This window comes from Pseudomonas sp. TE24901 (genome assembly GCF_054058375.1).
This window is the reverse complement of record NZ_JBSSAF010000009.1, coordinates 22715-37756: the sequence shown is the minus strand read 5'-3', so window position 1 is coordinate 37756 and position 15042 is coordinate 22715. Positions and strand designations below refer to the sequence as shown.

Below are 15042 nucleotides of genomic sequence, written 5' to 3'. Positions count from 1 at the left end.
TCAGCTAACCGATGGGTCGACTGATTCACCGCATTCGCGGGCAAGCCCGCTCCCACAGTTGGATGAGGTGCTGAGGAGGTTACTCAGCATCCAGATGCATCGGGGTCACCACCCGGCCATCTTTCTCCGCCTGTCCCATGTTCGCATCAATGAAGTACACCCGTTCGTCTTCAAGCTGCCCCTTGTCCACCAAGTAGTCCTTGATCGTGCTGGCGCGGTCCTGACCCAGTTGACGCAGCAAGACGTCACTGGTGCTCCAGAACTTGATCACGCCCTCACGCAGCTTCGCAGAGCGGTCGTCGTTGCTCAGGTCTTTCCACTCTGCTGGCGGTTGTTGCTTCAGGCGGGTGCGATAAATGCCTTCCAGCAACGGCGCTTTCTCTTTCTCCGGTACGACCAACAGCGAGGCCTGGGCCGGGACTTTATCGCCGCGACGCTGCAGGATCTTGTAGTAGTTGTATTGGTATTCACGCTCCAGGCGTTGTGCCGCCAGGAAAGGACCGTCGCTGCTGGCGGCTGCGGTCCCTTCGATTTCCAGGCGCAAGGCTGGGCGTTCTTTCAAGGCTTTGGCCAGGCTGTTCAAGGCGCCTTCGGCATCCTTGCTCAAATCGCTGGAACCTGCAGCGAAGGACACGTTGCCCAAATCCTCAGCACCGCCGCCGGAAATCAGCCCACCAATGAATTTGAAGGGGGCCGTAGCGGCACGTACCACCAGGTTGCGCAGGGTCTGCCACACAATCGGCATCACGCTGAATTGCGGGTTGTTCAAGTCGCCGGTCACCGGCAGCTCGATGGAGATCTTGCCATCGCTGTCCTTGAGCAAGGCAATGGCCAGGCGAATCGGCAGGTCCACGGCGTCCGCGCTGTCGACTTTTTCACCCAGTTGCAGTTGCTCGACCACCACTTTGTTTTCGGCTTTGAGCTGGCCCTTGGTGATTACATAGTGCAGGTCGAGGTTCAGCCGGCCTTTGCGAATACGGAAGCCGGCAAACTTGCCGGAGTAGGGGGTCAGGGTGGTCAGTTCGACACGCTTGAAGCTGGTGGCGATATCCAGCGCGGCCATCGGGTCGAACGGGTTCACGCTGCCCTTGATGGTCACGGGTGCATAGCGGTCCACCTTGCCGTTGATGTTGACGCTGGCCGGCTTGGCCTGGCGACTGTCAATGGTGCCGATCTGGCCGTTGAGCTGTTGGATCGCCGTGGCGAAGTTGGGTGTCAGGCTGAAGTCGGCAAAGTTGGCCGACCCGTCATTGATCGCAATTTGCCCGATACGAATGCCCAACGGCTTTTCCTTGCTGGCGGGCTTGGATGTTTTGTCGGCGGGTTGCGGGATCAACAGGTCATCGACGTTGGTGGTGCGGTCGTCGTTGATCATGAAGCGCGCATACGGTTGCAGCAGGTTGACCTTGTCGATCGACAGGCTGTCGCCATGCTGGTAGTTCACGCCCTCCAGCACCAGACGCTGCCATTTGACGAAGTCGCGGGTCTTGAGGGTGTCCAGGGTATGCAATTGATCGACTTGCGCACGGCCGGTGACCTGCAGTTTCAGCGGGTCCGCGCTTTTGAGGTTCACATCCAGGTTGCTGCCCAACATGCCGCTGCGCAGTTCCAGGCGAATGAACGGGCTGATATAGGACTGGGCAACCCGCAGGTCGATGTCCTGGGTGTTCACTTTCAGCTTGGCGCTGATCGGGTTGAGGTTCACTTCGCCGGTTGCGAAGATCTTGCCTTGCTTGCCCAGGCCGGTGTCGACCTTCAAGGTGAAGGGGTTCTGGTTTAGGCTGTCGAAGTTCTGTACATCGACATTCAGCGGGCCCAGTTCCAGCGCGACGGCAGGTTTGACCTGGCGGTCGGCCAGGTGCACCTGATAATTGCGCAGCTGTACGTCTTTGAGCAGCACCTGCCAGGGTTTGCTCGGCGCGGCAGGTTCAGGTTTGGGCGAGTCAGCGGTGGCCGGTGCGGTGGCGGGTTCCGCCTTGGCCGGTTTACTCGGTTGACTGGCAAACAGCTTCTGCCAGTCCAGTTGCCCATCGGCTTCGCGGGCGGCCCAGGTTTCGAGCTTGTTGCTGCGGATCTTGCCGACCACCACCTGCTGCTTGGCCAGGTCAACCGTGGTTTCGCTGACGTCCAGGCGCTCCAGACGCGCCAACGGCCGCCCGTCCGGGGCCTTGATTGCAAACGGCGCGATGCTCGCTGCGGTGTTGGTCAGGTTGAGTTCGGTCTCTTTGGCCAGGCTGAACTTATAGTCGGTGCTGAAATTCAATACACCGTCTTCAAGCACCAGCGGCAAGGCATCACGTACATACGGCCACCAGGCTTTCATCTTGCCATCGGTGACTTTCAGGGTGCCCTCGGACATGATCGGCACCAGGCTGAAATTGCCTTTCCAGTCGATTTGCCCGCCTTCAGGGCCTGCGGCCACCAACGTCATGTCGGCGTTGTCTTCGGGCAGGGTGCTGAGGTTTTTCAGCTCGAAGTCGAGTTTGTCGTAGAGGAATTCGATCGGCTCGCTGGGACGCAGATCCTGGAAATGCACATAGCCGCTCGCCAGCTTGATGCGCTCGATGCGCAGCGGGAATGGTTTGGCGTTGGGATCGGCCGGGGTCGGCTCGCTCGGCGGCAGCTTGAACAGTTGCGCCAGGTTCAGTTGGCCCGACTTGTCGAACAGCAGCTCGGTCTTGGGTTTGTCCAACTCGACGTCTGCCAGGTGCAGGGCGCGGGTCCAGAGGCTGTCGATCTGCAGGTTGGCGTAAAGGCGTTCGAAGCCGACTTGTTCCTTGCCGGGTTCACCGATTTGCAGGCCCCACACGGTCAGCTCCAGGCTGAACGGGTTGAGCTCGATGCGCTCGATGCGCGCCGGCACGGTAGCGTAATGGGCCAACTGTTGGTTGGCGATGCGAAGCGCAATGCCGGGCAAAATCAAAAAGCCCAGCAAGCTGTACAGAGCCAGAGCAGTCAACAAGGCGCCGACGGCGCGAATCAATCCTTTGGGCATGGGTGACGCCATCTGTGTCGAACGAGAGTGCCTTGGAGTATGGCACGGGTTTTCGGTTCCGAAGAACAGGCTCCGTTGGGATAACTCCTACAGTTGCAGGATCAGGGTTTTCAACGGCGGCTGCTGGTCACGGGACGGGAAGTCGGCGCCCGGGGTCATGACGGTCCATTCGCGGACCGGTCGACCGGCTTTTTCGGCGCAGCGCAGTACCTGTTCACGCCAGTCATCCATGCTGACCTTCGCCAGGTTGTTGCAGCAGATCAGCACGCCGTTGTCGGCGGTGGCCAGCAATGCCGGCTTGAGCAGGCTTTGGTAGTCGCGCAACAAATCGACGGTGCCGAAAGCGCTCTTGGCCCACGCCGGAGGGTCGAGTAACACCAGGTCGTATTGACGCTGCTCCAGGCGTGGATAACTCGGCAACTTCTGGCCGCGCCGCTGAGTGATCGGCAGCCCCGCCAATTGGCGAATCGCCGGGAAGTAGTCGGACTGCACGAATTCCATGGTGGGCAATTGCGGGTTCAACAGGCCGTTTTCGCGCCCGACCGCCAGGTTGCCCTCGGCAAAGTCCAGGTTGCACACCTCGCGGGCGCCCCCGGCTGCCGCGCTCAAGCCCACGCCGCAGGTGTAGGCAAACAAGTTCAGCACGCTCTTGCCGGCGCTGTGGGCCTTGACCCAGCCGCGCGTGTTGCGCAAGTCGAGGAACAGCAGCGGGTCTTGCCCGGCATGCCGACCGCGCACACGGTAGTTGAGGCCCCACTCCTGGCCGACCAGGTCTTCCAATGCCGCGGGTTCGGCGCGGTACACCGTGTCTTCACGGTCGATCCGCGAATTGCCACGGGAGCGGTCGTTGTAGACCAGCAACAATTCCAGGCCCATGTACTGGTTGATCAGTTGATGCAGGTCCAGCAGGTCGGCGGTTTCCAGCGACTGGTGGAAGCTTTGCACCAGCAGTTGTGGGCCATAGCGGTCGATGGTCAGGCCTCCAGCGCCCTCCTGGCTGCCGTGGAACAACCGGTAGCAGTCGGTGCCTTGGGCGTGCAGCTCGTTGATCAGGTCTTGGCGATAGTCGAGGGCGGCGCGCAGCGCCTGATTCAGAGGAGACATGGAGCGCGCCTTTCTGGGAAAAGAGGGCGCGAAGTTTAACAGTTATGCGGCGTTGCCTACATCAACCCCATCCGCCGATGGGCGCGCTGCACTGAACCATTGCGCATGGCCCAGCGCAGCAGTGGCGCACTGCGTTTTACCCCGGCGCGGATCATCTGGCGCTGCAACGGGCTTTGGTGCTGTTCGAGCAGGGTGCTCGCCCATTCCGGCAGCAGATCGATCCCGGCCTGCATCATCAAGCTGCCAAAGGGCTTGGCCAGGGTGCTAGGGGCGGGCGCATTGACCAGCAGGCGCAACACTTCGCGACTGCGCTCATCGCACAGCAGTTGAGGGCGGATACGCTCCAGATAATCCGAAACGTCCTGCCGTGAACGGGGAACATGCCGCGCGCCCAGGCGTTCAGCCACCAAGGCGATTTCGCTGTAGTAGCGGTCCTGATCCCGCCCCGAGAGATGAGGGTTGCGATAGCGCAGGTGCGCCGCCAGAAAATTGCTGACTTCCGCCACGTGCACCCAGGTCAGCAACTCTGGGTCGCTGGCCGCGTAAGGTCGCCCATCCGGTGCGTGGCCGACCACTTGCAAGTGAATGGTGCGCACTTTTTCGATCAGCCATTCGGCGTCTTTGCGGGAGCCGAAGGTGGTGCCGGAGATGAATTGCGAAGTGCGCCGCAAACGCCCGAGCATGTCCTGGCGGAAATTCGAATGGTCCCACACACCCGCCAGGGCCAGTGGGTGCAAGGCTTGCAACATCAAGGCGCTGATGCCGCCGATCAACATGCTGCTGAAGTCGCCATGCACTTGCCAGCTCACCGAGTCGGGCCCGAACAGGCCAGGATCGCCCTTGGGGTTTTCCAAGTCCAGTTGGCCCAGTGACAGGCCGGTGAGGCTCATCAACTGGGTTTCGATACGGCTGCGGATAAATTCCATGGCGACTCAAGGGTTCCTATCGGTTCAGGCGTTTGTCGATCAGGCCGTCCACCACGCTCGGGTCGGCCAGGGTCGAGGTGTCGCCCAGGCTGTCGAGTTCGTTGCAGGCGATCTTGCGCAAGATACGCCGCATGATCTTGCCGGAGCGGGTTTTTGGCAGGGCTGGCGCCCATTGGATCAGTTCCGGCTTGGCAAAGCTGCCGATTTCCTTGCTGACCAGTTCCAACAGGTGTTTTTTCAGTGTGTCGCTGGGTTCTACGCCATTCATGGGGGTGACGAAGGCATAGATGCCCTGGCCCTTGACGTCATGGGGGTAACCCACCACTGCGGCCTCGGCGACCTGGTCGTGCAGCACCAGTGCGCTTTCCACTTCGGCGGTGCCGATACGGTGGCCGGACACGTTAATCACATCATCGATGCGCCCGGTGATCCAGTAGTCGCCGTCCTCATCGCGGCGAGCGCCATCGCCGGTGAAGTAGTAGCCGGGGTAGGGCTTGAAGTAGGTATCGATCATGCGCTGCGGGTCGCCGTAGACACTGCGGATCTGCCCGGGCCAACTGGCCTTGATCGCCAATACGCCGCTGCCAGCCCCGTGCAGCACCTTGCCGTGCTCATCCAACAGCACCGGCTGCACGCCGAACATCGGTTGGGTGGCGCAACCGGGCTTGATGCGCTGTGCGCTGACCAAGGGGCTGAGCATGATGCCGCCCGTCTCGGTCTGCCACCAGGTGTCGACGATGGGGCAGCGCTGCTCGCCCACGGCATTGAAATACCAGTCCCAGGCTTCCGGGTTGATCGGTTCGCCGACGCTGCCCAACAGCCGCAGGCTTGCACGGGAAGTGTTTTCCAGCGGGCCGTGGCCCTCACGCATCAAGGCGCGCAAGGCGGTGGGCGCGGTGTAGAAGATGTTCACTTGGTGTTTGTCGATCACTTGCCAGAAGCGCGAGCTGTCCGGGTAGCTGGGCACGCCTTCGAACATCAGCGAGGTGGCGCCATTGGCCAGCGGGCCGTACACGATATAGCTGTGGCCGGTGACCCAGCCCACGTCGGCGGTGCACCAGAACACTTCGCCGTCGCGGTAGTCGAGCACGTACTTGAAGGTCATCGCCGCCTGCAGAAGATAGCCACCGGTGGTGTGCAGCACGCCCTTGGGTTTGCCGGTGCTGCCGGAGGTGTAGAGGATGAACAGCGGGTCTTCGGCGTCCATTGGCTCGGGCGGGCAGTCGTCGCTCGCCGCCTCCACGGCGGGCTGATACTTGAGGTCGCGGCCTTCGCTCCAGCCGACGGCCGCCCCGGTGCGCTCCACCACCAGTACGGTGCTCACATTCGGGCAACTGGTCAGTGCCTTGTCGACGTTCTGTTTCAGCGCCACCGGCTTGCCGCCGCGCACGCCTTCATCGGCGGTGATCACGGTGCGGCAGTCGGCGTCGAGAATGCGGTCGCGCAAGGCGTCGGGCGAGAACCCGCCAAACACCACGGAATGCACCGCACCAATACGCGTACAGGCCAGCATCGCGTAGGCTGCTTCCGGAATCATTGGCATATAGATGCACACGCGGTCGCCTTTCTTCACGCCACGGCTTTTCAGCACATTGGCGAGACGGCATACGTTTTGGTGCAGTTGGCGGTAGGTGATTTTGGATGATGTTGTCGGGTCATCGCCTTCCCAGATGAAGGCCGGTTGATCGGCACGTTGTGCCAGGTGACGGTCGATGCAGTTGTAACTGACGTTCAGCTGGCCACCGGCAAACCATTGCGCTGCGCCGGTCTTGATGTCCGAACGTTGAACGGTGTGCCAGGGTTTGATCCAGTCGAGGAAGCCCTTGGCCTGTTCGGCCCAGAAGGTGTCGGGCTGTTCGATGGATTGGTGATAGAGGCGCTTGTAGTCCTCTTGGCTGAGCTGCGCAGCTCGGCGGACGGCATCGGTGGTGGGAAACGAGCTGATATCGAACATGAGCGGTCCTTATTCTTGTTTTAGGGACAAGAGGGGAGCGCCCTGTGTAGGAGCCGGCAAGCCGGCTCCTACACAGGGCGGTGTGCTCCCGCCATTTCAGACCATCAGTGTAGTGCCGATCCCTTAGCCGCGGTGACGACCACGGAAGTAGTTGATCAGGCCCTGGGTCGAAGCGTCCTCGGCCGAGGTTTCTTCGGCGCCGGTCAGGCGGTTGTACACGCCTTTGCCCAGCTCTTTACCCAGCTCCACACCCCATTGGTCGAAGGCGTTGATACCCCAGATCACGCTCTGCACAAACACTTTGTGTTCATACATGGCGACCAGCGCGCCCAAGCGACGCGGGCTGATGCGCTCAACCACTAGGGTGTTGCTCGGACGGTTGCCCGGGATCACCTTGTGCGGGGCCAGCTTCTGCACTTCGGCTTCCGGGATGCCCTTGTCGCGCAACTCGGCTTCGGCTTCGGCGCGGGTCTTGCCGAGCATCAGCGCCTGGCTCTGGGACAGGCAGTTGGCGTACAGCCACTGGTGGTGGTCAGAGACCGGGTTGAAGCTGACGATCGGCACGATGAAGTCGGCCGGGATCAGTTGGGTCCCTTGGTGCAGCAACTGGTGGTACGCGTGCTGGCCGTTGCAGCCGACGCCGCCCCAGATCACCGGGCCGGTATCGGTGGACACGGGCGTGCCGTCCTGGCGCACGCTCTTGCCGTTGGATTCCATGTCCAGTTGTTGCAGGTGCTTGGTGATGTTACGCAGGTAGTGGTCGTACGGCAGGATCGCGTGGCTCTGCGCGCCCCAGAAGTTGCCGTACCACACGCCCAGCAGGCCCAGCAGTACGGGCATGTTCTGTTCGAACGGCGCGTTCTGGAAGTGCTGGTCCATGGTGTAGGCACCGGACAGCAGCTCCTTGAAGTTGGACATGCCGATGGCCAGCGCAATGGGCAAGCCGATGGCCGACCACAGCGAGTAACGGCCGCCAACCCAGTCCCACATCGGGAAGATGTTCTCTTCGCGGATACCGAACGCCACGGCCGCGGCGTTGTTGCTCGATACCGCGATGAAGTGGCGGTACAGCTCGGCTTCCGAGCCACCCTGGGCCAGGTACCAGGCACGGGCGGCCTGGGCGTTCTTCAGGGTTTCCAGGGTGTTGAAGGATTTCGACGAGACGATGAACAGCGTGGTCTCGGCGCGCAGCTTCATGGTCAGCTCGTGGAACTCACTGCCGTCGATGTTCGCCAGGTAGTGGCAGCGCACGCCTTTATGGGCGTAGGACAACAGCGCTTCGGACACCAGCTCCGGGCCGAGGAACGAACCACCGATACCGATGTTCACCACGTCGGTGATCGGCTTCTCGGTGTAGCCACGCCACAGGCCGTCGTGGATACGGCCGACCAAGTCAGTGATCTGGTTCAGCACCTTGTGCACGTCCGGCATGATGTTCACGCCGTTGACCGACAGCTTGTCGCCCACTGGGCGGCGCAAGGCGGTGTGCAGGGCAGGGCGGCCCTCGGAAGAGTTGACCGGCTCGCCTGCATACAGCGAGTTAATCGCATCTTTAAGACCGACTTCCTTGGCCAAACCCACCAGCAAGTCGCGGGTTTCGCTGGTGATCAGGTTTTTCGAGTAATCGAGGAAAAGTCCGCAGCTGCTCAAGGTGAACTGGGAGAAACGCTGAGGATCGGCATTGAACGCTTCGCGCATGCTGAAATCCTGCATGGCTTGGCGATGTTGATTGAGCGCTTGCCAGGCGGGCAGAGCGGTAACGTCATGAGGAGTGCGGTAGTACGCCATCGCTGCGGGTTTCCTTTTATTACGGGGACTGCCTTTAGGACACTTCAAAGTCCGGAACGTCCTGCTTTGTTCAAGCGGCCGACCCCGGACAGCGCTAACCAAGAGCGCAGGGCGATTACATTAAACCTAGCGTGTGAATATGTCTTGGCTTTGTCTGCGCTGTAGCCGGTACTTTTTTATACCGGCACAGCGGGCAGGGCAACAGGCGTGCTGTTTTTGAGGTGGGAAAAGGCGGGGAGTGTCAGGCCAGGTTCAGGTGCAGGTTGTCGATCAGCCGCGTGGCGCCCAAGTAGGCGGCCACCAGAATCACGATGTCGCGGTCCTCGGCCGTGGCAGGGCGCAGGTGCACGCCTTGGCGAACTTCCAGGTAGTCGATGCGCAAGCCGGCGGCTTCGATCTGCTGGACCTGCTCGGCGCGCAGCTTGGCGAAATCATGCTCACCGGCTTTGATCGCCTCGGCAATCTGGCTGAGGCTGCGGTACAGCACTGGGGCAATGGCGCGCTGCTCTTCGGTGAGGTAACCATTGCGCGACGACAGCGCAAGGCCGTCGTCGGCGCGCACGGTGGGCTCGCCGATGATCTGGATCGGCATGTTCAGGTCGTGGACCATGGCGCGGATCACCGCCAGTTGCTGGTAGTCCTTCTGGCCAAACACGGCCATGTCGGGCTGGACCATGTTGAACAGCTTGCTCACCACTGTCGCCACGCCCTCGAAATGCCCAGGGCGGCTGGCGCCGCACAGGCCTTCGGAGAGTTGCGGCACGCTGACCCGCGTCTGGCCGGTCATGCCGCCGGGGTACATCTCTTCGACGGTGGGCGCGAACAGCAGGTTGCAGCCGGCTTGCAGCAGCTTTTCCTGGTCGGCCGCCAAGGTACGCGGGTACTTGTCCAGGTCTTCGCCAGCGCCGAACTGCAGCGGGTTGACGAAGATGCTCGCCACCACGAAGTCCGCCTGTTGCGCAGCCTTGGTCACCAGGGTGGCGTGGCCGCTGTGCAGGTTGCCCATGGTGGGCACAAAGCCAATGCGTTTGCCGGCGCTGCGGGCGTGGGCCACGGCAGCCCGCAGTTCACGTACGGTTTTTACGGTGTTCATGCAGAGAATCCGTGTTCGACGCCAGGGAAGGTAACGGCTTTGACTTCAGCGACGTAGGCGCTCAACGCGGCATGGATGCTGTCCTGGCCGGCCATGAAGTTCTTCACGAACTTGGGTACGCGGCCGCTGATCGACAGGCCGAGCATGTCATGCACCACCAGCACTTGGCCGTCGGTGGCCGAACCTGCGCCAATGCCGATGACCGGCACTTTGACGGCCTGGGTGATTTCGGCGGCGAGTTCGCTGGGCACGCATTCGAGCAGGATCATTGCGGCGCCGGCCTGTTCCAGGGCAATCGCATCGGCACGCATCTGGCGTGCCTGAGCCTCATTACGGCCTTGAACCTTGTAGCCGCCGAGGATGTTCACCGACTGCGGCGTCAGGCCCATATGCGCACACACCGGCACGCCACGTTCCGCCAGCAGGCGGATGGACTCGGCGAGCCACACGGCGCCTTCCACTTTGATCATGTGCGCACCGGCTTGCATCAGCTTGCCGGCGTTCTGAAAGGTCTGTTCGAGTGTTGCGTAACCCATGAACGGCAGGTCAGCAATGATGAACGCACCGTCGTTGCCGCGTTTGACGCTGGCGGTGTGGTAAGCGAGGTCATCGGTCGTAACAGGCAGGGTGCTGTCATTCCCTTGAAGAACCATGCCCAGGGAGTCACCCACCAGCAACACCTCCACGCCCGCCTGGCAACTGGCGTGGGCGAAGGTGGCGTCGTAGCAGGTCAGCATGGTGATTTTTTCACCTTTGAGCTTGAGGCTCTGCAAGGTGGTCAGGGTAATGTCTGGCATGAAAAGGGTCCTCGTTCAGGCGCTTGGAAACAGCGAGTAACGCGCGTGAGTCTTCGTTTATACAGGCGCACTGTCTTGAGAGCAGTGCTTATAAGGCCTGGATTGCGCCCTTGAGCGCCGTGTTGACGGCAGCGGGACGCCTATAGTCGTGATGGGGACACGGGAAGTCAATTGGATGTGTTACCGCATTGTTACGACGGCGGTGTTACCGCTGTTACTGACGCGATTCAGCAACTTCAGCGGCGTTTTCAGGCTACATGGGATCAAAATGTGGAAGCTGGCTTGCCTGCGATGCAGGCGCCTCGGTCTTTCAGTGAGGCCGAGGTGATGCTATCGCAGGCAAGCCCGCTCCCACATTGACCGAGTCAGTCTTGGGGCAGGCGTTCCAGGCCGACGAATGGGCACGCGGCCAACAGGTCGCTGAGTCGCTGACCACCGGGTAGTTGCAGCGTGGCGGGGGCCAGTTCGGCCAGCGGATACAGCACAAAGGCCCGCAGGTGCATCTGGTAATGCGGCACCTTCAGGCGCGGCTCCTCGATGAGGCGATCACCAAACAGCAGGATGTCCAGGTCCAGGGTGCGCGGGCCCCACCGTTCAAGGCGTTCGCGACCCTGATCGTTCTCGATGGCTTGCAGGGCATCGAGCAGTTCCAGCGGCGCGAGGCTGCTGTCCAAGGCGGCCACCGCGTTGGTGTAGCGCGGTTGGCCCGGGAGCAGGGAGTCACTTTGGTAGAAGGCCGACACGCTGGCGACGGTTGTGCCGGGCAACTGCGCCAGTGCTTCGATGGCACTGCGCAATTGCTGGTCCGGGGCAGCCAGGTTGCTGCCCATGCCGATGTAGATGCGTTCCACGTTTAATCGCCCGAGGCGCCTGAGGCGTCAGCGGCGCTGCGTTTGCGCTTGGTACCACTGCGACGACGCTTTTTCGGGCCTGTGCCTTCGCCGTCACCCTTGCTGCCGAGATCACGGATCATGTCACGACGCTCGCTGTCATTGGCGTCCTGGTAGTCGGTCCACCAGTCGCCCAGGCCGTCGGTCTGCTCGCCGGCGCTTTCACGCAGCAGCAGGAAGTCGTAGCCCGCACGGAAGCGTGGGTTGTCCAGCAGCAGGTCGGCGCGTTTGCCGCTGCGACGTGGCAGGCGCTCCTGCATGTCCCAGATCTCGCGAATCGGCATCGTGAAGCGCTTCGGAATAGCGATGCGCTGGCACTGCTCGGCGATCAGCTCGTGCGCGGCTTCCTGCATGGCCGGAATCGGCGGCATGCCGCGGTCCTGCAGGCGCAATACGCGTTTTGGCAGGGCCGGCCACAACAGGGCGGCAAACAGGAACGCCGGGGTGACCGGTTTGTTCTGCTTGATGCGCAGGTCGGTGTTGATCAGGGCTTCGCTGATCAGGGTGTGGGTGTATGTCGGGTTGTATTCCAGTGCTTCGGCGCTGGCCGGGAACAGTGGATCGAACAACTGCAGGTCCACCAGCATTTCGAAGGTGTCGGCGGCGTAGCCCGAGAGGAACAACTTGAGCACTTCTTCGAACAGGCGTGCCGAAGGGATCTCGCGCAGCATCGGGGCCAGGTCGCGAATCGGCGCGGCGGTGTGTTTCTCGATACCGAAGTTCAGTTTGGCGGCAAACCGCACTGCACGCAGCATGCGCACCGGGTCTTCTTGGTAGCGCTGGACCGGATCACCGATCAGGCGGATCAGGTTGTTACGGATGTCGTGTACGCCGTTGGCGTAATCGAGGATGCGCTCGCTGACCGGGTCGTAATACAAGGCGTTGATGGTGAAGTCGCGGCGCTGTGCGTCTTCTTCCAGGGTGCCGTAGACGTTGTCGCGCAGGATACGGCCGCTCTCGTTGCGGGAAGACTGGTTGGTGTCTTCCTCTTCATCGTTTTGCGGATGACCGGCGCGGAAGGTGGCGACCTCGATGATTTCGCGGCCGAAGTGGATGTGCACCAGCTTGAAGCGACGGCCGATGATTCGCGCATTGCGGAATTCGGCACGCACTTGCTCGGGCGTGGCACTGGTGGCGACGTCGAAATCCTTGGGCGTGATGTTGAGCAGCATGTCGCGCACGCAGCCACCGACCAGATAAGCCTGGTAGCCGGCGTTCTGCAGGCGTTCGACGATATTCACTGCATAACGGCTGAATTGAGCGCGTTGCAGCGAATGCTGGCTGCTGTTGAGCACTTCAGGCGTGCTGCGTTTGTGTTGCGTACGACGCAAGGGAGAACGGAATGACTGGAACAACTTCTTCAGCATGGGATGCACTGTTTGAAGGAATGTTCGGCCATAACGAAGAATGACCGCATGATGGGCGGGGATTCTAGCATTTAGTCAGGGGATGGTGTAGGAACAAGCTGCAGGCCTTGCGCCATAAGCCTTGGAAGGTCAAATCGCAGAAACTACAAGGGGAGCCGAAGCTCCCCCAGAAGTAGTTGCGTGCTCTATTTTTATTATTGATTTCGGGCTTCTTGTTTTTGTTGATCGCCCTCGCCATGAAGCTTCACCTTCATGACACTCCCAATCGGGAGTCAAGAGCAAACGGATTGCTTTGGTCGCTGTGTTGCTGATCTACGATCCAACCAGTTCAGGCTCTGCCTTAGAGCAGTTTTTGTTGTTCTCGGCCTGGTTGCGGGGCAAGCCCCAAATGCAACGCCTCTCCAAAAGAATCAGTTAGCTGCGCCTCCGCCGTGTTGTTTTTGTTATGCGTGAGTCGATTCGTCTTATTTTTATTGTCTTGTACAAAGCTTGTTATTGTTTTTGTACTAAGCATATAGCAGGGTGCGTGCCAACTTTTGCGTCGGCCAATGAAACCGGGGGTTTGGAGAGGAATTTGGTTTTTGACAGGCCAAAAAAAGCCGGGGCTTCGTTACCGTAAGCCCCGGCTTTTGTTACGTAAAAATTCAGCGGTAACAGTTTTTTCACATCTGAGGGTGTTACCTGTGGGGGAACACCCTCAACTCTCGCTGGCCACACCGGTCTTGCGCCGTGGAATGCCCAGGCGCTGGCGGCGTTCCCACAGGCACTTGCGGCTTACGCCCAGCTTGCGAGCCAGTTCGGTCTCGGTCATGTGGTCCTGGTGCTCGAGGACGAAATGCTGGAAGTAGTCTTCCAGTGACAAATCTTCCGTCGGCTCATGGCTGGTATTGCTACCACCGCCCTGTTGCGGGGCCAGGCCAATGAAATCGTCGTCTTCCAGGTCGCTCAGCTCGATATCGATACCCAACAGCTCGGCAGAGATTTCCGGGCTTTCCGACAGGATCACCGCGCGTTCGACCGCGTTTTCCAGTTCCCGCACGTTACCCGGCCACGAGTAATGCCGGATGGCCTGTTCGGCGTCCGGGGCAAACTTGAGGTCAGTACGGTTGATGCGGGCGCTCTGGCGCAACAGGAACGCATTGGCGATTTCGTTGACGTCGGCGCCGCGCTCACGCAGGGCCGGCAGCTTGAGGGCGATCACGTGCAGGCGGTAATACAAGTCTTCACGGAACTGGCCGATCTTGGCCAGGCTTTTCAGGTCACGGTGAGTCGCCGCGATCAGGCGTACATCTACCTTCTGCGACTGCACCGAGCCGACGCGGCGAATCTCGCCTTCCTGCAACACACGCAGCAAGCGGGCCTGGGCTTCCAGGGGCAGCTCGCCGATCTCGTCAAGGAACAGCGTGCCGCCATCTGCCGCTTCGACCAGGCCCGCACGTCCGGCGCTGGCGCCGGTGAACGCGCCTTTTTCGTGGCCGAACAATTCGGATTCGATCAGCGATTCAGGGATGGCTGCGCAGTTCACCGAGATCATCGGCGCCTTGGCGCGCTTGGACAGGTTGTGCAGGGCGCGTGCCACCAGCTCTTTACCGGTGCCCGACTCGCCCTGGATCAAGACATTGGAATCGGTAGGCGCGACTTTGCGGATCTTGCCATACAGGTCTTGCATCGGCGGGCATGAGCCGATGATGCCGATTTCGCCGTTGCTGTTATCCACCCCCGGCTTGTCGGCCGCCTTGCCCGCAGGGCGCTGTTCGGCCGGTGCGCTGCTGGCCGACTGACGGTCACGCAGGATGCGGGCCACGGCCTGGAGCATTTCGTCATGGTCGAAAGGCTTGGCGATGTAGTCCACCGCGCCCATCTTCATGGAGTCTACCGCCGAGCGCAGGCTGGCGTAGCTGGTCATGATCAGCACCGGGGTGCCCTGGCCAAGCTTGATCAGCTCGGTGCCCGGAGCGCCCGGCAGGCGCAGGTCACTCACAATCAGGTCGAACGTGGGAATGCTGAACCGCTCTTGGGCTTCCTGCACCGAGCCGGCTTCGCTGACCTGGTACTGATTACGTTCAAGCAGGCGACGCAAGGCAGAGCGGATAATGGTTTCGTCTTCGACGATCAAAATGTGCGGCAT

10 protein-coding genes are annotated in these 15042 nt (G+C 61.1%); all 10 read right to left on the bottom strand.

Going from position 1 to position 15042, the window contains the following annotated elements:
* Positions 1-79: 79 nt before the first annotated feature.
* Positions 80-2995, bottom strand: a complete 2916-nt coding sequence (locus ACVWVP_RS18715) for a DUF748 domain-containing protein (RefSeq protein ID WP_457407546.1) — start codon at positions 2993-2995, stop codon at positions 80-82.
* Positions 2996-3082: 87 nt separating this feature from the next.
* The gene (locus ACVWVP_RS18710; RefSeq protein ID WP_457407545.1) at positions 3083-4099 is read right to left on the bottom strand and encodes a class I SAM-dependent rRNA methyltransferase; all 1017 of its coding nucleotides are present in this window, start codon (positions 4097-4099) and stop codon (positions 3083-3085) included.
* Between the two features lie 56 nt (positions 4100-4155).
* Positions 4156-5025, bottom strand: a complete 870-nt coding sequence (locus ACVWVP_RS18705) for an oxygenase MpaB family protein (RefSeq protein WP_178919554.1) — start codon at positions 5023-5025, stop codon at positions 4156-4158.
* 16 nt (positions 5026-5041) lie between these two features.
* Positions 5042-6979, bottom strand: a complete 1938-nt coding sequence (acs, locus tag ACVWVP_RS18700; RefSeq protein WP_457407544.1) for an acetate--CoA ligase — start codon at positions 6977-6979, stop codon at positions 5042-5044.
* 123 nt (positions 6980-7102) lie between these two features.
* Positions 7103-8767 (bottom strand): glucose-6-phosphate isomerase, encoded by a 1665-nt coding sequence (pgi, locus tag ACVWVP_RS18695; protein WP_176998415.1) that lies wholly within the window; start codon positions 8765-8767, stop codon positions 7103-7105.
* A gap of 241 nt (positions 8768-9008) precedes the next feature.
* Positions 9009-9860 carry a pantoate--beta-alanine ligase gene (gene panC, locus ACVWVP_RS18690; RefSeq protein ID WP_178919556.1) on the bottom strand — a complete coding sequence of 284 codons (852 nt, stop codon included), beginning with the start codon at positions 9858-9860 and terminating at the stop codon, positions 9009-9011.
* On the bottom strand, positions 9857-10657 hold the full coding sequence (panB, locus tag ACVWVP_RS18685; protein WP_176998413.1) for a 3-methyl-2-oxobutanoate hydroxymethyltransferase: 801 nt from the start codon (positions 10655-10657) through the stop codon (positions 9857-9859). The genes panC and panB overlap by 4 nt, the downstream gene beginning before the upstream one ends.
* Positions 10658-11022: 365 nt before the next feature.
* Complete coding sequence (folK, locus tag ACVWVP_RS18680) at positions 11023-11508, bottom strand: 2-amino-4-hydroxy-6-hydroxymethyldihydropteridine diphosphokinase (RefSeq protein WP_457407543.1); 486 nt, start codon at positions 11506-11508, stop codon at positions 11023-11025.
* A 2-nt stretch (positions 11509-11510) separates the two neighbouring features.
* Positions 11511-12914, bottom strand: coding sequence for a polynucleotide adenylyltransferase PcnB (locus tag ACVWVP_RS18675; protein WP_457407542.1), 1404 nt, complete (start codon positions 12912-12914; stop codon positions 11511-11513).
* Between the two features lie 697 nt (positions 12915-13611).
* Positions 13612-15042, bottom strand: a complete 1431-nt coding sequence (locus ACVWVP_RS18670) for a sigma-54-dependent transcriptional regulator (RefSeq protein ID WP_178919559.1) — start codon at positions 15040-15042, stop codon at positions 13612-13614.

What these genes read in the sequence shown, in the direction of transcription:
- panB (WP_176998413.1), bottom strand. Translation starts at nt 10,657, where the DNA reads ATGCCAGACATTACCCTGACCACCTTGCAGAGCCTCAAGCTCAAAGGT.
- ACVWVP_RS18710 (WP_457407545.1), bottom strand. Translation starts at nt 4,099, where the DNA reads ATGTCTCCTCTGAATCAGGCGCTGCGCGCCGCCCTCGACTATCGCCAA.
- pgi (WP_176998415.1), bottom strand. Translation starts at nt 8,767, where the DNA reads ATGGCGTACTACCGCACTCCTCATGACGTTACCGCTCTGCCCGCCTGG.
- ACVWVP_RS18670 (WP_178919559.1), bottom strand. Translation starts at nt 15,042, where the DNA reads ATGCCGCACATTTTGATCGTCGAAGACGAAACCATTATCCGCTCTGCC.
- acs (WP_457407544.1), bottom strand. Translation starts at nt 6,979, where the DNA reads ATGTTCGATATCAGCTCGTTTCCCACCACCGATGCCGTCCGCCGAGCT.
- ACVWVP_RS18715 (WP_457407546.1), bottom strand. Translation starts at nt 2,995, where the DNA reads ATGCCCAAAGGATTGATTCGCGCCGTCGGCGCCTTGTTGACTGCTCTG.
- ACVWVP_RS18675 (WP_457407542.1), bottom strand. Translation starts at nt 12,914, where the DNA reads ATGCTGAAGAAGTTGTTCCAGTCATTCCGTTCTCCCTTGCGTCGTACG.
- panC (WP_178919556.1), bottom strand. Translation starts at nt 9,860, where the DNA reads ATGAACACCGTAAAAACCGTACGTGAACTGCGGGCTGCCGTGGCCCAC.
- ACVWVP_RS18705 (WP_178919554.1), bottom strand. Translation starts at nt 5,025, where the DNA reads ATGGAATTTATCCGCAGCCGTATCGAAACCCAGTTGATGAGCCTCACC.